Annotated in this window: 14 protein-coding genes and 1 tRNA gene; 7 read left to right on the top strand and 8 right to left on the bottom strand. The window is 60.2% G+C overall.

All coding sequences use genetic code 11. The features are described 5' to 3' along the window. Positions 1–23: 23 nt before the first annotated feature. Complete coding sequence (lnt, locus tag WJU23_RS19375; protein ID WP_346334271.1) at positions 24–1,703, top strand: apolipoprotein N-acyltransferase; 1,680 nt, start codon at positions 24–26, stop codon at positions 1,701–1,703. Here lnt and WJU23_RS19380 read toward each other — a convergent pair. The 3 genes from WJU23_RS19380 to WJU23_RS19390 all read right to left on the bottom strand — a co-directional run bounded on the left by WJU23_RS19380 (position 1,700) and on the right by WJU23_RS19390 (position 7,501). After that, on the bottom strand, positions 1,700–3,022 hold the full coding sequence (locus WJU23_RS19380) for a S8 family serine peptidase (RefSeq protein WP_346334272.1): 1,323 nt from the start codon (positions 3,020–3,022) through the stop codon (positions 1,700–1,702). The two genes, lnt and WJU23_RS19380, sit on opposite strands and share 4 nt — an antisense overlap. An 81-nt stretch (positions 3,023–3,103) precedes the next feature. Further along, positions 3,104–6,778: a lipocalin-like domain-containing protein gene (locus WJU23_RS19385; protein ID WP_346334273.1), complete on the bottom strand. Its 3,675-nt coding sequence runs from the start codon at positions 6,776–6,778 to the stop codon at positions 3,104–3,106. A 39-nt stretch (positions 6,779–6,817) separates the two neighbouring features. Further along, complete coding sequence (locus WJU23_RS19390; protein ID WP_346334274.1) at positions 6,818–7,501, bottom strand: ABC transporter ATP-binding protein; 684 nt, start codon at positions 7,499–7,501, stop codon at positions 6,818–6,820. Between the two features lie 101 nt (positions 7,502–7,602). Between WJU23_RS19390 and WJU23_RS19395 the strand changes: the two genes are divergently transcribed. Next, the gene (locus WJU23_RS19395; protein ID WP_346334275.1) at positions 7,603–8,301 is read left to right on the top strand and encodes a hypothetical protein; all 699 of its coding nucleotides are present in this window, start codon (positions 7,603–7,605) and stop codon (positions 8,299–8,301) included. 26 nt (positions 8,302–8,327) lie between these two features. Here WJU23_RS19395 and WJU23_RS19400 read toward each other — a convergent pair whose 3' ends face one another. The 4 genes from WJU23_RS19400 to WJU23_RS19415 form a co-directional block, all read right to left on the bottom strand. Beyond that, positions 8,328–8,894 carry a hypothetical protein gene (locus WJU23_RS19400; protein WP_346334276.1) on the bottom strand — a complete coding sequence of 189 codons (567 nt, stop codon included), beginning with the start codon at positions 8,892–8,894 and terminating at the stop codon, positions 8,328–8,330. Between the two features lie 46 nt (positions 8,895–8,940). Further along, complete coding sequence (gene aspS / locus WJU23_RS19405) at positions 8,941–10,773, bottom strand: aspartate--tRNA ligase (RefSeq protein WP_346334277.1); 1,833 nt, start codon at positions 10,771–10,773, stop codon at positions 8,941–8,943. A gap of 122 nt (positions 10,774–10,895) precedes the next feature. After that, positions 10,896–12,050 (bottom strand): NlpC/P60 family protein, encoded by a 1,155-nt coding sequence (locus WJU23_RS19410; RefSeq protein ID WP_346334278.1) that lies wholly within the window; start codon positions 12,048–12,050, stop codon positions 10,896–10,898. A gap of 173 nt (positions 12,051–12,223) precedes the next feature. Continuing rightward, entirely contained in the window at positions 12,224–13,639 is a 1,416-nt protein-coding gene (locus WJU23_RS19415) for an ammonium transporter (RefSeq protein ID WP_346334279.1), read from the bottom strand. A 184-nt stretch (positions 13,640–13,823) separates the two neighbouring features. On the opposite strand from WJU23_RS19415, the gene WJU23_RS19420 reads away from it, so the two are divergent. Beyond that, positions 13,824–15,245 (top strand): deoxyribodipyrimidine photo-lyase, encoded by a 1,422-nt coding sequence (locus WJU23_RS19420; RefSeq protein WP_346334280.1) that lies wholly within the window; start codon positions 13,824–13,826, stop codon positions 15,243–15,245. 27 nt (positions 15,246–15,272) lie between these two features. Here WJU23_RS19420 and WJU23_RS19425 read toward each other — a convergent pair whose 3' ends face one another. Next, positions 15,273–15,464 carry a DUF4032 domain-containing protein gene (locus tag WJU23_RS19425; RefSeq protein ID WP_346334281.1) on the bottom strand — a complete coding sequence of 64 codons (192 nt, stop codon included), beginning with the start codon at positions 15,462–15,464 and terminating at the stop codon, positions 15,273–15,275. A 142-nt stretch (positions 15,465–15,606) separates the two neighbouring features. On the opposite strand from WJU23_RS19425, the gene WJU23_RS19430 reads away from it, so the two are divergent. The 4 genes from WJU23_RS19430 to WJU23_RS19445 all read left to right on the top strand — a co-directional run bounded on the left by WJU23_RS19430 (position 15,607) and on the right by WJU23_RS19445 (position 19,294). After that, a tRNA-Thr gene (locus tag WJU23_RS19430) sits at positions 15,607–15,681 on the top strand. A 79-nt stretch (positions 15,682–15,760) separates the two neighbouring features. Continuing rightward, positions 15,761–16,594 (top strand): hypothetical protein, encoded by an 834-nt coding sequence (locus WJU23_RS19435; RefSeq protein WP_346334282.1) that lies wholly within the window; start codon positions 15,761–15,763, stop codon positions 16,592–16,594. 4 nt (positions 16,595–16,598) lie between these two features. Then, positions 16,599–18,053: a histidinol-phosphatase gene (locus WJU23_RS19440; protein WP_346334283.1), complete on the top strand. Its 1,455-nt coding sequence runs from the start codon at positions 16,599–16,601 to the stop codon at positions 18,051–18,053. A 95-nt stretch (positions 18,054–18,148) separates the two neighbouring features. Next, positions 18,149–19,294 carry a 6-phosphofructokinase gene (locus tag WJU23_RS19445; protein WP_346334284.1) on the top strand — a complete coding sequence of 382 codons (1,146 nt, stop codon included), beginning with the start codon at positions 18,149–18,151 and terminating at the stop codon, positions 19,292–19,294. The last annotated feature ends 60 nt before the right edge of the window (positions 19,295–19,354 follow it).

Raw genomic sequence — 19,354 nt, forward strand, 5'->3', positions numbered from 1 at the left:
ACCTCCTTACTCGCCGCCTGCCCATGCCCGCGCTGTCCCGCTTTTCCCGCTTCCTCCTCCCTCTGCTCAGCGGCGGCTTGCTCACCCTTGCCTTTCCAGGGATGAATCTGGAAATCGCCGCGTGGATCTGGCTGTTCCCGCTGTTGTTCCTGCTCTGGCCCATGGCGGAACGGGAGGGCAAAAAAGCCTCTTCCCCCTTTCTCTCCGGCTGGCTGGCAGGTCTCGCCTTTTGGATTCCCAACCTCGCCTGGCTGCGCCATTCCTCGCGGGTGGTTGGCGGTGCCAGGGATGATACGTGGATAGGCTGGGGACCGGAATTGCTCGGATTCGCCGCAGTCTTCGGCCTGGCGCTTTATTGCGCCCTCTACTTCGGCATCTGGTCCTGGATCGTCGCCCGCTTTGCCAAACCGGACTTCAAAAAACTGGCCAATGCTCCCTGGCAGATCAGCACCTGGCATTCCCTGCGCTGCGCCTTCATCGCCGCCGCCGCCTGGTCCGGCCTGGAGTGGGTCCGCAGCTACTTTCCCTTCTCCGGTTTTGGCTGGAACGGCCTCGGCGTGGCCCTTCATCAAAACGTGTTGCTCATCCAGATTGCCGATGTCGTGGGCGTCATGGGCCTGTCTTTCCTTCCCGTCTTCGTCGCCTGCACAGCCTGGAATACCGTCTCCCGCATGATCATGGTCTATCGCGGACAGGGCCAGTGCCGCTCCCGTCTGGACTTCACCTTTGCCATGGTTCTGGTCCTCAGCATCGCCGGATACGGCGCGCTGAGACTGGGTGAAAAGTGCAAAGAGGAAACCGTCACCGTCCGCACCGTCCTGGTGCAGCCGAATGTCGCCCAGGTGGATTCCTGGTCAGGCGAGCTCGGCCCGCAGATCTACAAACGCCTCCACGACTTCACCCGCCTTTATGCAGAAGCGCGCGATGGCGTCACCCAGACCGATCTGGTCATCTGGCCGGAGAGCGCCCTCCCCGTCCACCTCTACGGCCTGGCCGACCACCGGCCTTATTTTGACGAGCTTCTGGGACTGGGCGATTACAGCCTCCTCACCGGTACCGAGCTTCATGAACCCGGCCAGCGTGGCCACGTCTCCGCCGTCCTCTTCCGGGGCGGATACAACCAGCGCCAGGAGTATAACAAGATCCACCTCGTGGCCTTTGGCGAATACCTGCCCCTGCGCAACATCCCGCCCTTTTCCTTCCTCAAAGGCGTCCTTCCGGGCGACTTCGATCCCGGCACAAAAGCCGAACCCTTCCTCCTCGAAAAACCCCAGGTCCAGCTCATCCCTCTGATCTGTTTTGAAGACACCGTCGGCCGCATGGCGCGCCGCTTTGTCCGGCCCGCGCCACAAATGCTGGTCAACATCACCAACGACGGCTGGTTCCTGCAGAGCGTCGAAACCGAAGTCCATCTGGCCAATGCCAAATTCCGCTCCATCGAGCTGCGCCGTCCCATGGTCCGCGCGGCCAATACCGGCATCACCTGTTTCATTGACACCTATGGCCAGGTGACTTCCCACCTCCATGATCCCGTCACCGGCAATACCTTCATCGAAGGCTGCCTGCCTGGAGAAGTGCAGGTTTCCAAGGCTGGAATCCTGACCTTTTATGCCCGATACGGCGATGTCTTTTGCATCGCTATGCTGGCATTAACCGGCGTCTTCATGGCGCTGCAATTTCGCCGCAAAAAGGCCGCAGTCTAACGCTTCGGCAACTGCACGATGCCCGCTCCCACCTGCGTCTTCGGCGCACCGGTCGGCTGGGCATTGCGGATCAGGGTGTCACTGATGTTCTGCGCCGAATATCCCCAGCCCAGCATGGCCGAGACCACACCGCTGGTCAGCGCCGTGGCCTGCGAGGTGCCGCTGCTCACCACCATCCGGTTGTCACTGTAAGCGGAGACAATGCCCACCCCGGGTGCGGAAAGCGTCAGCGTCTCGCCCGAGTTGGAAAAGAACGCCTGGTTGCCCGCGGCATCCACCGCCGCCACACTGATCACACCCTCATACCCGGCCGGATACGCCAGGTTTGCCTGCTGTTCATTGCCTGCTGCCGCCACGACGACCACACCACGCTCCTGGGCATACTCCACCGCCAGCCGCAGGACGGACGAATCCCCGGTGGTGCCAAGACTGATGTTGATGACCCGCGCCCCTTCATCCACTGCCCGCATGATGCCTTCCGCCACCAGCGCCGTATTGCTTTCCCCATTGGTATCCGCCACCCGGATATCCAGGATCTGCGAGGCCGGTGCCACGCCACCGTCTGCGGCATCCTGCCCGGCGATCAGCGAGGCCATCGCCGTTCCGTGACCGTTCGGCGTTTCGCCATCATTCACGAGATCAATGTGCGTCACACGGGTCTTCTCAAAGATCGGATGATCCGTCACGCCCGTATCCAAAACGGCCACCTTGCTGCCTGCTCCCCATTCACTGCGGTCACCCTTGGCACCGATGGCCTCCAGTCCGCTGGTCCCAAAAGGCATCGCCCCTCCCGCATTCGTGGCATCCACCTGACTGAGATCCGGCAGGCCCGGCACCCAGGCCAGGTAGTTGAGCCCGATGTTGTCCAGATCTCCCGCATTGCGCCGGAGCTCACGCGCCATCGCCTCCGCATCATCATAGCCCACCCGCGCCGTGAGCAGGCGCTCGTCATCGTTTAAAAGTTTCAGCCCCAACCCGGCAGCACGGGCACGAAAGGCCTTCAGCGCCTCAGGTGACTTGAAAGTCAGCAAAAGCTCGTTGGGCTTCACCCCAGGGGCCGCATTCAGCCTGCGCAGCCGGTCCGCCAGCTCAATGATGGAACGCGCCAGCTCGTCGGCGGCAGAGTCCAGCGAGGCCGTCACCACATCCTGGGACGGTGGCCGGTTGGATTTGAATCCCCAGTCCCAGGTGGCCGGGCTTTTGCGCTGCAGACCCGCCGTCGGCTCCGTCGTCTGCATCGCCAGCCAGGCCAGCGTGCCGAAGGAAAGCACGCACAGCAGGACGCTGGAAATGAGGATGCCTTTGAGCCAGGAATTCATGAGCTGTGGTTTAAGACCCCGTAATCAGCGCTTTGTTTCATCATAATTCCTTTATCCTACGTTCTCCAGCCCGTCCTTGCCTCAATCCTGGCCAAACCAGACGCTCATCGCCTTCCCCGAATACCCGGTCATTTCCAGATATCCCTGGCCCGTCACAGGCTTTCCGCCGATCTGGCCCGCATAATCCACCGCCCCCTCCCAGTAGCCGAGCCCCGGCGTGGAGGCGGCTTTGAATTCCTGGTCAGGCAGGACAGCCCGGCTGCTCAGGGAAATCCCGTGCTCCGGCACCTCCATACGCCATTCAATGGGATACGCAGCCCCGCCCGGTGATTTCCAGGTCCTGCCTGGCGTCAGCTTAAAATCCCTGGCCGTCAGGGCCACCACGCTTCCGTCCGGTTTGATCCAGGTACCCGCGCTGGAATCCGTCGCCGCATCTCCGCGCAATTGAAACAGCATCAGCTCGCTACCATCGCTGAGCTGCGCGCTGAACCAGTCCCAGCCCTGCGTGCCCTTTTCCAAAAAACTGGTGCCAAATTCATGATCCATCCAGCTTTCCCCCGTCACCTCAAAAGTCTCCTCCCCCACCCGCAGGCTGCCCGTTGTTGGCATGCGCGTCAGGGAATAATAATGGCTCGCATTGCCCACCGTCACGCCCTTCTGGCTGATGCCATCCGCACCATGAATGACCGCAGGCTTGCCCGTATCCAGCGCCAGATCCAGGCTGAAGTCCCCATCTTTAGCTAATAGCGTGAACTTCCCATCCGGCAGGATCTTGCATTCCCAGTCTTCATTCCACACCCGCTGCTCCGTCGCCCCGGCCAGCCCCGGCCCCGCCCGGTTCAGCCGGTCCGCGTGGTGATATTTCCCACCCTCCACATCTGTCAGCGCGAAGTGCGCCATCCACACATCCCTCAGCGCCCAGGGCGATTTCACCTCCGGCTCCGCCACCGCCCCGATGCGAAAAAACGTCAGTTGATACCCCAAACGCCGCCCCTCCTTCGTCTTCAAATTGCCCGTGAAATACCACCACTCGATCTTGTGCTCCGGATGCTGCCCATGATCCCGTGGAAAGACATATTCATAACCCGGTTTAGCCGCTTTCCATTCCTGCGCCTCCAGCCCTGACGGCCACAAAGCCAGCATCAAAATCCCCGCCACAAACGTCCGCGACACACTGCGCCGAGCAGGCCACAGACCCGCCACCATCGTGCCCGCAATGGTCAGCACCGTCGAGCCTGCCAGGAACAGCCACGGTGTGTAAAACTGGATGCTCCAGCCGAAGCTCTGCGGATTGATCACATGAATAAGCACAAGCGACAGCAGCATCCCCACCGCCAGCCCCAGCCCCTGGCTCACCGCCCCGATGAGCCCCGATTCAATAACAATCGTCCGCCGCACCTGCGCAGCCTCCGCCCCCGCAATGCGCAGCAGCCGGATCTCTTCCTTCCGCTCCAGCACCAGCGTCATCATCGTCGCCGCCACTCCCGCCATGGCTACCAGAATGGCGATGATCTCCAGGGCCCAGGTGATGGCAAAGGTGCTGTCAAAAATACGCAGCACCTCCTGGCGCAGCCCGTCATTGGTGAAGATGGCCACAAATCCACGACCATCCAGCTGCTGCACCAGTTCCGTCTTCACCGCCTCTGCATTGAAGCCAGGTTTCAGATACATGGCCACATGCGTGGGCAGGCTCTCGCCGAACCAATTTTGAAACAAGGTTTTGTCCATGGTCAGGGTGCCGCTGTCGTTGGAGTAATCATAAAACTGCGCCGCAATGCGGAAGGCATGCTCCCCTTTTGGCGTGGGCAGCGTGATCAAATCCCCCTCCTTGACATTAAAGCGCAGCGCAAAACTTTCAGACACAAAGACTTCCCCTTTCTCCTTCGCCTGCTTCAGCATCTCCCTCGCATCCCCCCGCGTCTTCAGCGCCAGCCGGCCATGCACCATCTGCACATCAAAGTCCCCGGTGCCCATTTTGATGATGCGGTCACGAAACGGCATGTCCATGGAGCGGTACCCGTCAAAGGCCTCCACCGCCGGATGCTCCCTCAGCGTCTTCAAGGTGGACTCCGAAAACGTCGGCGGACTCTGGCTGCGCGGCGGCGTTCCCGGCCGCACATACAGGTCCGCCCCCAGCGTCTGGTCCACCCAGTACAGCACCGTCTGCCGAAAGCTCCCCACCATCACCGCGATGGCCACCGTCAGCGCCAGGCTCACCGCCAGCGCCGCCACGGAAACCGATAACCGGTGCGTGGACGCCCTGATCTGCGAAGCCGCCAGCCTGCCCTCAATGCCAAACACCCGGCCCAAGATCCCCCGCATCATCCGCGCCGTTCCTCGCAGTACCGAAGGCACCAGCAGCGACATGCCCGCCACCGCGCACAGGCAGGCAAAGTAAGCCCACAGCGGCAGCCCCGAAACCGGCGGCTGCCTCGCCGCGACATAACCGGCGATTAAACAAAGTGAGGCGGGCACTCCTGCCTGCCATCTGGATGACGGATTCGGGCAGGCAGGAGTGCCCGCCTCACTTCTCATCGCCTCCACCGGCGTCACCCGCGCCGCCTCCCGCGCAGGCAGCGCCGCCGCCAGCAAGGACAAAGGCAAAGCAATGCCCAAAGCCATGGCCCAGTGAACCCACGTCACATCCGGCACCTGCGCCGCCGTGGCCACATACAGCGTATCCACCGTGGTGGAAGTCAGCGCAATGGCCGCCTCAGCCATCAGCTTCGCCAGCGGCACTCCGAGCACCGCCCCGATGATGCCAAGCAGCGTCGCCTCCCCCAAAAACAGCCGCAGCACCTGCCCGCGAGTCACGCCCAGAGTGCGCAACATGCCGATCTCACGCCGCCGCGTCATCACCGCCACGGAGACCGTGTTGTAAATCAAGAACAGCCCCACCACCAGGGCGATGCCAGACAGCATGGTCAGATTGAAGTGAAAGGCCGCAAGCATCTTTTCCACCGCCGCCGTGCGCCGTTGCGGCCTCTGCACGGTCAGCCCGTCCGGCAGCCGTTGTCGCACTTCTCGTTCGGCAGCCTCCACCCCCAGCCCTTCATGCAGTCGCAGTTCCACCCGGTCCACCCGCCCTGGCTTGTCCAAAATCACCTGCGCATTGGCAATGTCCATGATCGCCAGCGACTGCGCCGCCAGGGCCGACTGCGCACCGCCTTTGCCCTGATCCCCGCCTTCCCCCAGAACCGCCGTGATGCTGCACACCTTCTCGCGATCCCCCACCTGGAGCCGGATCGTGCCCCCGGTTTTCAAGCCATGCCTTTCCGCAAACGTGCGCGTGATCAAAAGCGAATCCGGCTTGCCCAAAAGAGCCATCAGTTCCATCCCCGTCGCCGCATTCCCGCCTGCCCCATCCGTGGCCACCGCATAGTCCCTCAGTGCCGGATCCCGCATCGCATCCACCCCGATGATCCGCAGCATCTCCCGCCCCTCCCCCGCCACTGCCATCACATCCGATTCGATCACCGGCGTCGCAATCCCATACTCCCGCAGCCACGCCATCCCCGGCAGCAACGTCTCATCCACCCCCAAAGGCGGCGCCATGATCTCCAGCGCCGCCTTTCCCGACACCGCATCCAACGCCGCCGAAAACCCCCGCAACGAGCCGCTGTTCGCCAGTTGGATCGCCAGCATCACCGCCACGCCGAGCATCACGCCCAGCGCCGTCAGCGCCGTGCGCACCGGCTCCGCCCGCATGGGCCGCAGGATGAAACGACGGAATAATGACGAATGTTTGAGAATCACGGGCGGTAAAAAGGGATGTGTTTCTGCATTCTGATTTCGTCATTCGTCATTCTGCATCCTCCCATCCTTCATCCTCACCGTCTCCTTCGCCACCGCCGCCACCTGCGCATCATGCGTGGCCATCAAGATGGCAATGCCCAGGTCCCGGTTCAATTCCTGAAACAGCTCCAGCACCCGCTGACCATTCGCACTGTCCAGACTTCCCGTGGGTTCATCCGCGATGAGCAGCGCCGGCTCATGGATCACCGCCCGCGCCAGCGCCGCACGCTGCGCCTCACCGCCGGAGATCTGATTGGGAAAGTGATCCAGCCGGTGCTCAATGCCCACCCGCTTTGCCAGCGCACGCGCCTTGTCAAAAGCAGTCTTTTCAGCCACCCGCGCCAGCAGCAGCGGCATGGCGATGTTTTCCAGCACGCTCAGCGTCGGCAGCAGATTGAAGAACTGGAACACAAACCCGATCCGCTCCCGGCGCAGCCGCGTCAGGTCCGTATCCGTCATGGACGTGACCTCCCTGCCATCCAGTTTCAGCGATCCCGAGTCCGCCTTGTCCATCGCCCCGCAGAGCTGCAGCAGCGTGGACTTACCACACCCTGAAGGCCCCATCACCGCCACAAAAGCCCCCGCCTCCAGCTCCAGCGATACACCCCGCAAAGCCGGCACGGCAGACTCCGCCAAAGCGTAACTGCGATGAAGATCAGCGGCGGCGAGAATGAGGTTTGGCATGGGCAGTAGAATAACGTGTGAGATGAAGCTCCAGTTGCGCAGCAGTCAGACTCATAGCAATGGCATTCTGGCCCTCATTCATTCCCCCCTGCCTGCGCTTCATGCAATCTCCGCTTCCCCAATCATCCGGCATTTTCAGCATGATTGGAGCCGCCTTCCGGCAAAATCGCACCGCCTGCCTCCTGCTGAACGTGCTCGTGATCACCCTGGTCACTTCCTATTATCAGGTCCCTGCCGTGGCCGGAATCTGGGAGGCCATTGGCAACTTCAAGCTGCGCTGGTCCTTCGCCTTCTCCCTGACCTCCACCATCTTCGCCGCCGCCGTGCTCCCCTTCGGTGTCCAGGCCCTCATGGGCACGTTGCCCGAGCACGGCCGGTGGAAGCGCCTGCTGCTCAGCATGCTCTTTTGGGGCTATCGCGGCATGGAAATTGACCTGTTTTACCGCTTCCAGGGTTTCCTCTTTGGCCATGGCAACGACGTTCTCACCCTGCTCAAAAAAGTCGCCCTCGACCAGTTCGTGTTCAGCCCCCTCTGGTTTGTCCCCACCTACCTCATCGCCCTTCGCTGGATCGAATTGGGAGCGAACTGGAAATGCACCCGCGCCTCCCTGGACCGCGACTTCTGGCTGCGCACCTGCCCCGCCGTCATGGTCACCAACTGGCTCGTCTGGATCCCCGCCCTCGCCCTCATCTACAGCCTCCCCGCCGCCCTTCAGTTCCCCCTCTTCTCCCTCGTAATGTGCTTCTTCGTCCTCATCGTCACCCTCCTCGCCAGCCGAAAAAAGGCCGCTGGAGATTGACTCCACAACATGCCATAACATCAACATCACTTCACGACGATAACGGAGGGGGCTTTGACCTCGGCCACGTCGTAAGACCATTCGGATCTGGGATGAACTGCCAACAATGCATCCACGATCTCCCTGGTCTGGATAGTCAGCTCCAGAAGCTCAACATTTAGAATGTAGTGACCATGAAAAAACTGATTCCTTAGCCGGGGAATACAAATAGCCAGCTTACGGGCATGGCATTCCGGCTCTTTTGCAGAATCTGGCACCGCATCCTGGAACCAGACCTTCGGCAATGGTTCGATTTTTGAAAAGACATGATCCCTAATTAGCCCGCCATTGACTGCGTCATCCAGCATGGCTTGAAGCGTTTTTTTATCGTGACCGAAGTGCAGTTTCAGCATTCTTTCCAACCCGATAACGGACTGCGTAAACACCAAGGGTAACAGGAAAAAGTCCTGGCGGGTCTGTCTCAGCAGGGCAGCGGCCATGCGGAAATACATGACCATGCCATCTTTGAATGAAGGATGATCCCGGCTCAGCCAGACTGCCACCTCTTCGATCTTAGCATCGGTCATTCCAAATCCTGGCCATTGATTTGCCATGGCTGATCATAGAACAGCCACGGCATCAATCAACACGGAGCGCCACTCACGGCACTGGCAAAACCGGCACCGTCGCCGCAGCGGTCTCGATCTTCTTCTCCTTCCAGGTGCTCTGGATGTAGAGCTCGCGGAGGGATTTGAAATCCACATTGGTGGGGCTGTCGGTCATGAGATCGCAGGCCTTGTTGTTTTTCGGGAAGGCAATCACCTCGCGGATGCTGTCCTCACCACAGACCAGCATGGCAATGCGATCCAGGCCGAGGGCCAGGCCGCCATGCGGAGGAGCGCCAAATTTGAAGGCTTCCAGAATGTGGCTGAACTTTAGTTCCTGCTCCTCAGGCGTGACGCCCAGGACGCTGAACATCTTGGCCTGGAGGTCGCTTTCATGAATTCGGATGGAGCCACCGCCGAGCTCGTAGCCATTGAGGACCACGTCATAGGCTTCGGCGCGCACCTTGCCGTATTCACCGGCTTCCAGCAGCGGCACGTCTTCCGCCTTGGGGCGGGTGAAGGGATGATGCACGGCCACCCAGCTCTGGTCTTCAGGGCTGAAGGCCAGCAAGGGGAAGTCAACGACCCAAAGGAAGTTCAGCGCGGTGCTGTCCTTCGTCAGGTTCATCATGCTGGCGATCTCCAGCCGCACCTTGCCCAGGATGTTGCAGGCGTCTTCCCAGGTGCCGGCATAGAAGAAAATGATGTCGCCTTCTTCACCGTTCATCTTCTCGACGAGGGCTTTCTGCTCGACCTCGCCAAAGAACTTCCACAGCGGAGATTTGTACTCGCCGTTTTCGATCTTGATGAAAGCGAGCTGCTTCACCTTCATGCCGGCCTGGATGGCCAGCTCGTTCAGGCGGATCATCTGGCCGGTGGTGATGCCGGCAAAACCTTTGGCATTGATGGCACGCACGACGCCGCCGTTTTCCAGGGTGCTGCGGAAAATTTTGAAGCCGCTTTCAGCAAACACGTCCGCCATGTCCACGATCTCCACGCCGTAACGGGTGTCCGGTTTGTCAGAGCCGTAGCGGTCCATGGCTTCCTGATACGTCATGCGCGGGAAGGGCAGCGGGATGTCCACGCCCTGGCCTGCCTTGAACATGCTGGCCAGCAAACCTTCCACCAGGTTCACGATGTCGTTCTGCTCGATGAAGCTCGCCTCGATGTCAATCTGGGTGAACTCCGGCTGGCGGTCAGCGCGCAGATCTTCATCGCGGAAGCAGCGGGCGATTTGGAAATAACGCTCCAGGCCAGCGACCATGAGAAGCTGCTTGTACTGCTGCGGGGCCTGCGGCAGGGCAAAAAACTTGCTGGGGCTCAGACGCGCAGGCACCAGGAAGTCACGCGCGCCTTCCGGCGTCGGGTTGGAAAGGATGGGCGTCTCCACCTCCACGAAGTCGTTTCCGTCCAGGTAGTTGCGGGCGGCGTTGGTGATCTTGTGGCGGGTGCGGATGTTCTTGTTCATCCGCTCGCGGCGCAGGTCCAAATAACGGTATTTCATCCGCATGTCCTCGTTGGACAGCTCACGGTCCAGGTGGAACGGCAGCACGTCGGACTTGTTCAGCACCTTCAGCTCCAGGGCCACCACTTCCACCTCACCGGTGGGCAGCTTGCTGTTTTCCGTGCCGGTCAGGCGCGCGGAGACTTTGCCAATGATCTGCACCACATCTTCATCACGAAGCACATGGCTTTGAGCAGCCACGTCAGCGTTTTCTTCAGGGCGGAAAACCACCTGGGTCAGCCCCTCGCGGTCGCGAAGGTCAATGAAGATGACGCCGCCATGGTCACGGGCCGAATTCACCCAGCCACAGAGTGTGACGGTCTGGCCGATGTGCTCAGGGCGTACGGCATTGCAGTGAAGGGATCGGTAGGCGTTCGGGATCATGGCTAAAAGGGGGGCTGAAATTCGGGGGAAAACGCCAGAGTGCAAGAGCTACTTGGACCCTGGAAAATCAATTCCGATATTCAGCCTGCCCTCCTGGTCACCCCGCCACCCTTCCCCAGGCATCAGGGGAAATTCTTCCGCACGTCTTTAAAAAAGGACGTGGTGGCCTGCCGGGCACGCTCCAGCGGAGTCGGCGGCGGCGGTGCCGGTTTCCGTTTGGCCACGACCTTGGGTTTGGACGAGGTGGACTTGGCCGGGGCGGAGCTTTTGGGTTTGGCGGTGGCCGGCTTGGCTGTCGCCGCCGGTTTCGCAGCGACCGTTTTGGCCTCCGTCTTTTTCACAGGTGGCGGTTCAGCCTTAGCCGTGATAGGCGCCGGTTTCTTTTCGACTGGGATCGCCGGCCGGACTTCTTCCTTCACGGTCGTGGCGGCCATTTTTGGCTCTGGCGGTTTCTCTTTGGATTCGCTGGCGGTTTTTGTGACTGGGGCTGACTGCGCTTTGGCAGTTTCTTGCGGTTTGACGGGTGCAGGCTTTGGCTCCGTCTTTTCGGCCACAACCACGGGTTCCACAGACTTTTCTTTGACCTCGATCTTGCCCACTCCGGGGATCATCCCATAACCATAAAAGGTGGCCGAGCTGGTGGAGCGCGGCAGGGAAAAATCGAAGACGCTGACGCCCGTGCGCCGCTTGCCCTGATAAGCCCGGCCATCACTGGCCCCGAACACCACATGCTTGCCGCTCTTCTTCAGCTTGCCCAGATACAGCATCACATGCGTCACAGGGATTTCACGGGGACCGGCTTCATAGGTGCCGGACCAGAAAAGCAGGTTGCCCGGCTGCAGGGATGAGAACTCCGGATGCGAAAGCGAATCCGCCTTCTCCACCCGGTGCAGCAGCGTCTTCTCCTTCACCCAGCCCGCCATTTCATTGGACTGGCGGGGCACGCCTTTGAAGCCGAAATCACTCAGCACAAAAAAGATCGCACCGGAGCAGTCCATGCCGCCATTCTTGGGATCGGCCGAACCAAAAGTGTAGGTGAGGTTGAGTTTGGTCAGCGCTAAAGACTGACGGATCAGCTCCTGGATCTGCGGTGCGTAATGCTCGAACCCCTGAATGTCAGTCTCTTCAATGCTGCTCACAGCCGCAACCGGCGGCCCATCCGTGGACGGACCTTCCTTCACATTTTCCTTATCAGGGGAACTGCTTTTTTTCTGAGCCGTTTCACCATGCGCAAACAGGGCAAGCGCCAAAAGGGCGAGGGTTAAAAAACGTGTCATACCCATGTTGGTAGTAAAGTCTCTGCTGTTCGTTCAGTTCAACGCGCATTTTGCCCACATTGCATGACGATCCATGCCTTAAACCCCGATATCGTGCAAAACACCCTGAAATATCAAGAGCCGGAGCGTTGGCACGCCCCGGCTCTAAAAAGACCCAAAAATGGATATCAAAATCAATGCTCGTATCCGGACTCACCGTGCTCTGCCAGATCCAGACCCATGCGCTCAGCCTCAGGGCTGACACGCAGGCCGACGGTGATTTTGCAAATGATGGCGATGAGCACGGTCGCCACGGCGCTCCAGACAATGGTCACACCCACAGCTTTGAGCTGCTCGGCCAGCAAGTTCACGCCGTCGGCCTTCAGCTCAGCCACCAGGCCGCTCACCTCAGGGTCAGCAAAGATGCCAGTCAGAATGGCACCGAGCATGCCGCCAACACCGTGCACCCCAAAGGTGTCCAGAGCATCATCATAACCAAAGATGCGCTTCAAATACGTGACGGCGATGAACGGCACGATGCCGCCCAGCAGACCAAAGATGATGGATGACCCGACGGTCACAAAACCCGCCGCCGGAGTGATGGCCACCAGACCTCCGATAACGCCGGAGGCAAAGCCGAGCACGCTCGGGCGGCCCTTGCAGATCCACTCCGCAAAACCCCAGGCGCAGCCGCCGATGGCCGCTGCAAAAGTCGTCGTCGCAAAGGCATTTCCGGCCACGCCATCCGCAGCACCAGCAGACCCGGCATTAAAGCCATACCAGCCCACCCACAGCATCCCGGTGCCCACCGCCGTCAGCACCACGCTGTGCGGGGCGAACTGCTCTTTGCCATAGCCCTGGCGCTTGCCCAGGAGGATGCAAAGAACCAGTGCCGAGAAACCTGAGGTCATGTGCACCACCGTGCCGCCTGCGAAGTCAATGGCCTTGATGTTCGTCGCCAGAAAACCACCGCCCCAGACCATGTGGGCAAAGGGGAAGTAAACGGCAAACAGCCACAGCGTCACAAACACCAGCACCGCCGCAAACTTCATGCGCTCAGCCACAGCTCCAATGATGAGGGCGGGCGTGATGATGGCAAAGGTGAGCTGAAACATCGCAAAGATGTTTTGGGAAACTGTCGCCAGCGTTCCGGGCTCGCCGTCCACCCCTTTAAAGAAGGCATTGTCAGTTCCGCCGATGAACTCATTCCCTTCGGAGAAAGCCAGGCTGAAGCCAATGGCCCACCAGGCCAGGGAGGCGATGCCGGCGATAGCAAAGATCTGCGCAAAGACGGACAGGATGTTTTTCTTCTGAACGATGCCGCCGTAAAACAGCGCCAGGCCCGGCAGCGACATGAAAATGACCAGGGCAGAGCTGGTCAGCATCCAGGCATTGTCACCAGAATTGATGCCGCCAGGATTTTCCAGTTTGCTGAGCCGCTCTTCCACGGTCCCCGGAGGCGCTTCAGCCGTGGCCGCCTCCGCAGCTTCAGCCGCGGGGGCCGGCATGGGAGCAGCAGTTTCCTGGGCCAGAACTGCCCCAAGGGACAGCAGGGTGGTGACGACAAGACCGCACGCGAAGGTGCGCCAGTTATGGAAGACCGGGATCATGGATGGATGGTTGTAGGTTGTACTCTGCTGGACGTTTGGTTGGCACAGCAGAGGCGGAAATCAGCAAGCATCTACCGTGCCAACTTTCCTCCCACCTGCAGCCGCATTTCCCCCCCTCTATCTCCCCATGGGTTTTTGTCAATTGCCAGCACCTCGTCCCTCCCGGCAGGCGTAGCTTGGACCCATGCCCCAGCACAAGACTGCCATTCACTGGTTCCGCCGCGATTTGCGGCTGATGGACAATACCGCACTCCATCATGCAGCCAGGGACTCCGCCCAGGTCATTCCCGTTTACATCCTGAGCGGCTCGAGCCAAAACCACGGCTGGACAGGTCCCATACGGCAGCAGTTTCTTTGCGACAGCCTGGATTCCCTCAGCAAAAATTTGGAGACGGCAGGCAGCCGACTGGTCCTGCGCTGCGGCCAGGCGGATGCCGAACTGGAAAAACTCATCCACGAAACCCAGGCCGAAGCCGTCTATTTTAACCGCGATTACGATCCCTACGGGCGCATGATGGAGAAGAAGGTGCAGGAAGTCTGCCGCCGCATTGGCATCCCCTGCCACAGTTTTAAAGACCGGGTCCTGCATGAGCCTGATGAGGTGCTGACCGGCAGTGGCGGCCCCTACCGCGTCTATACACCCTATTCCAAAAACTGGCTGTCCCTGGACAAAACCGCTGCCGAGGGAAAGCCGGCCAGCCTCGGCCCGGCCGCCGCCGCTTCAGTGACCAGCCTCCCCGTTCCCACCCTGGCTCACTGGAAGCTGCCCTCCGCCCCGGATGGCATTCCCGCAGGCGGAGAAAAGGCCGCGCGTCAGCGGATGAAGAGCTTCATTGAGAACCGCACCCTCCATGAATACGGCGAAAAGCGCGACATTCCCGCCGGCACCACCACCTCCCGGCTGGGCCAGGATTTGCGGTTTGGCCTCATTTCAATCCGGGAACTCCATGCCCGCTGCCTGGCAGCCGCCACCCAGGCGACCACTCCGGCCGCGCGCACTTCCATCGAAAAATACATCAAGGAACTCGCCTGGCGGGAATTTTACATCGGCATTCTCTGGCACTACCCGGAAGTCTTTGAGGAGGAGTTCAATCCCGACTTTCGTGGTCTGCCCTGGCCCGGTACGGACGAGGGGTTTCATGCCTGGAGCCAGGGCCGCACCGGCTTCCCCATCGTGGATGCGGGCATGCGCCAGCTGCTGGCTACCGGCTTCATCCACAACCGGGTGCGCATGATCGTCTCCATGTTCTTAACGAAAGACCTGCATTGCGACTGGCGGCAAGGAGAGAGCTTTTTCATGCAGCATCTGGTGGATGGCGAAAATGCCAGCAACAACGGCGGCTGGCAGTGGAGCGCCGGCACCGGAGCCGATGCCGCCCCCTATTTCCGCATCCAGAATCCCTGGACGCAGACCAAGCGCTACGACCCGGACGGCGCCTACATCCGCACTTGGGTGTCTGAGCTCAAAAACGTGCCCGCCGAGCGGCTGCTGGATGCGCCCAAGGACAACCGCCCCATCGCCCCGGACTACCCGCTCCCCTGCGTGGACCACAGCACCGAGCGAGACCGCACCCTGGCCATCTTCGCCAAACATCGCGAAAAATGAGCCAGGCATCGCACCTGCCCCGCCGGGTTACTTTTTACTTTTAACCAGGGTATTGCGGTGTTTCCGCCATTCTGACCGGTGGTTCTGCGCCCAGTCATTCAAAGCCCGCTCAAAGCCGATGTCCCGGTTTTCCTTTTCACTGATGAACCACTTGTGCCGCAGAATCTGCTCAAGCTCGGCCTTGAACTCGATATAGGCGTTATTGGCAGCGGGTGGCATGGTGGGGATGGATAGCGTGGACCTGACCTGACAGAATGGCAAGGCACGTTGGGCCAAATTTGATAGAAACCGAGCAGAAACCAAATGACAAACGGCATTGCCTGGGTATAACGTTCCTGCTCAACCGAAATAAGTGGCCTATGCCGAAGTAGCTCAGTGGTAGAGCATCGCATTCGTAATGCGAGGGTCGCGGGTTCAAATCCCGCCTTCGGCTCCACTCGTGTCAGGCAATGACTTCAGTTCCAGATCAGCCCCGCGCCAGCCGCAACCGACGGCGGGGAGATACGTCGAAACTTTTGCCCCGCCTCTCGGCTGCCGCAGCCTTGGTGGTCCTCATTGCCGCAGCTTTCTACATGAGCATTCGCAGCCTGGAACGCAGCCCTCCCGTCCAGCCGGAATACCAGGGAAAACCCAAAAAAGACTCATCCAGCGCCACCCTGGCCGATTCCTCCACGCAGCCAGATCCGGACTTCAGCGGCATCTCCCGGCTGGAGGAAAAACGGAGCCTCATTGAGACAGCCGTGCGCGGTTTTTTCCAGGCCGCCAGCGTGAATGACAAGCTGGCCTTCGCCCGCGATGTCGGCCGTGTCCGTCCGCTGATGCAGGCATATTATACCAAGAAGACACTGCAAACCCGCACCGTCGCAGGGCTGGGAAGTTGCGTTTCCATTGGCGAAAAAGGCCAGCGTCTCGGCTACATCGAAGCTCTTTTCACCTCCGGGAAACCTGCCAAAGTCATCGTCGAAGAGGGCCCGGACGGCAGATTCCGTGTGGATTGGGAAAGCCTGGTTAAATACAGCGAAATGGAGTGGGCAGACTTCCTCAGCCGAAAACCCACGTCGCCCACGCTCTTTCGCGTTTTGGTTTCCCGGCTGCCCACTACCGGCAGTGACAGGCAGGTCTGGCTGGAAATCAGCTATCCAGGAAACGATAAACGCCTCAAGGCTGGATTGAACCCCCATGACCCCGCGTTTCAGCCCCTGCTGGAGCAACTTGAAATGGGAGATTGGAAAAATGTTCCGCTGACGCTCAGACTGTGCTATTCGGAAGCTAAATCAAATGCTGAATCCGTCCTTATTACAGGCAGTGAAGGCAAAGGCTGGTTAATACTAACAGACAGGAGGAGCTAACCAAGTGAGCAAAACGACCCACACCAAGTCCAAGGCAGCCAAAAAAGCGGCGCCTTCCAAAACCTCGGCCAAAAAGCCAGCCTCCAAGCCTGCGCCCAAATCCGCCAGCAAAACAGTCGCTAAAAAAGCACCCGCCAAGCCCCTGCCCAAAGTCCTGGGAAAGAAAACGCCCGCCAAAAAAGCCGCCGCCAGCCAGAAAGCCCCTGCGGCCAAAAAAAGTCCCGTAAGGAAAAAGGCAGCTCCCGCCCCAAAGAAAACCGCCATCAAAAAGCCCTCCACCCCTGCCAAGAAAACTGCTGTGGCAGCCAAGAAACCTGCCCCGGCTGCCAAAAAGGCCGCCCCCATCGCTAAAAAGGCCGTTCCTGCCCCCAAAAAAGTGGCGGTCAAGGCTCCGGTAAAAGTGGCCAAGGCAGCGCCCAAGGTGGAAAAAGCGGCCCCGCCCGCCCCGACAAAAGCCGCTCCGGTAAAAGCTGCACCTGCGAAGAAGCCGTCTGCCCCGAAGGCCGCCGCCTCGGCACCCAAAACCACCGCCCAGGTCGCTGCTGCTGCCCCCGTCATTGAGGAGCCCCTCGCCGCGCCAAAACCTCCTGTCATGTCGGAGGAAAAACCGGTGGCCATCAAATCCGGCGCCCTGTTTTACGATTCCCACATGCACACCCCGCTGTGCAAACATGCCGTTGGCGAGCCGGAGGAATACGCCGCCCAGGGCCTCAAATCCGGTCTCAAAGGCATCATTTTCACCTGCCATTGCCCCATGCCGGACGGCTTTTGGCCCAGCGTCCGCATGTCGGACAGCGAGTTTGACACCTATGTCTCCATCGTCCAGCGCGCCGCCCAGGCCTATCGTGGCAAGCTGGATGTCTGCCTCGGGCTGGAAAGCGAGTTCTATCCCGGTCATGAAAAATGGATCGAGAAGCTGCATCAGCGCGCCGATTTTGATTATATCCTCGGAGGCCTCCATTGGCAGTCGAAGGATTACCTGGCCAAGTTTGAAACCGGCACCATCGAGAACTTCCGCCGCAGTTACTTCGAGCACCTCGCCCAGAGCGCGGAAACCGGCCTTTATGACTGCCTGGCCCACCCGGATCTGGTCAAAAACTACCACCCGGATTCCTGGTGCTTCGCCATCATCAAGAACACCGTCACCACCGTTCTGGATCGCATCGCCAAAACCGGTGTCGCCATGGAGCTTAACACCTCCGGCCTGAACAAGAGCTATTCGGAGATGAACCCCGGCAATGAAATGCTGCGCATGATGGCCGAGCGGAAGATCCCCATCGTCGTCGGCAGCGATGCCCATAAACCCGGCCGTGTGGGTGAGCACTTCATCACCGCACTCAATAACCTGAGCGATTCCGGATACGAGGAAGTCTGCTACTTCAAAAAGCGTCAGCGCATTGACGTGAAGATCAGCGATGTCCTCGCCAGCATTCGGCGGGCAATTGATAACAATTCGTAGCCGCGGGCGGATCGTTTAGGCAGGAGTTTGAATCCAAAAAAAGTGTAGCAGCCGTTGCTTGCAGGGGCGCTCAGCTTCGCTATGGGCAGCATCCCATGAATTTATTTCCCGAAAGTCCCGTCGCCGTACTCTGCAGTGGCGGCGATGCACCCGGCATGAATGCCTTCCTCCGCGCCATCGTGCGCCTGGGGCTGAACCGGCACAAGGTACCCGTGCTCGGCATAAGGGATGGTTACCGGGGCCTCGTCCGCGCCGCCAAAATGGTCAATGGAGACGCCGAAGAACTCGTCCGGCTGAAACAAGAGATCACCGCCCAGCCCGGAAACCGCGGTCTCATTGATGCCCAGCAGTTCATCATCCAAATGGACCATGCCAGCGTCAGCGGCATCATGGGGAAAGGCGGCACCATCCTGGGCTCCGCCCGCTGCCTGGATTTCCACAAACCGGAAGTCAGGCGCAGTGCCATCCAGCTCCTGGAAAGCCTGGGCGTTAAAGCCCTCGTCGTCGTCGGTGGGGACGGCTCACTGACCGGCGCCCGCCTGCTGGCCGAGGAAAGCAGTCTGCGTATCATCGGCGTACCCGCCACCATTGATAACGACCTGCAGTTTACCGAGATGGCCCTTGGCGTGGATACCGCCGTGCACACCCTCGTCTGGGCGGTGGACCACTTCATTGACACGGCCCGCAGCCATCGGCGTGTCATGGTTTTGGAGACCATGGGGCGTGAAAGCGGTGACCTTGCGCGTATGGCCGCCCTGGCCTCCGGCGCTGAAATGGTCATCACCCCGGAAAGCGGCCCGCTGACAGAGAAGTCCATGCGTGCGTATGCCGAAGAAATCGAAGGTGCCATGACCCGTGGCCGCGGACATGCCATTGTACTGATTGCTGAAGGCGTCACCTTTGACCCGCCCCAGACCCGCAACGGGGCCTACGTCCTCCGGGATGTCTTTCAGAAATACTTCCAACGTGAAGGGGCCCCGTTCCAAGACCTGGAAGTCCGTCCCTCCGTGCTCGGCCACCTTCAGCGCGGCGGCCACACCACCCCCGGAGATTGCATCTTGGCCGCCCGTTTTGCAGAAGAAGCCTGGCGCTCCATCCTGGACAGCAACAGCAAAAACGGCATCACCGCCCTTCAATATAACAAAGTCCAGATCGTCCCATTCGGCTGCCCCGATCTCCCCGAGCGCGCCGTTCATTCCCAGGCCATGGACCAGCTCCATGATGACCTGAGTTCCTGGTAAAGGCGCGTTCATTGCCCCGAATTTTCCAGCGTTGCCCTAAACCTGATGCACCAGGCAGGA

The sequence above is a fragment of the Prosthecobacter sp. SYSU 5D2 genome, assembly GCF_039655865.1.
Taxonomy (GTDB): Bacteria; Verrucomicrobiota; Verrucomicrobiia; order Verrucomicrobiales; family Verrucomicrobiaceae; genus Prosthecobacter.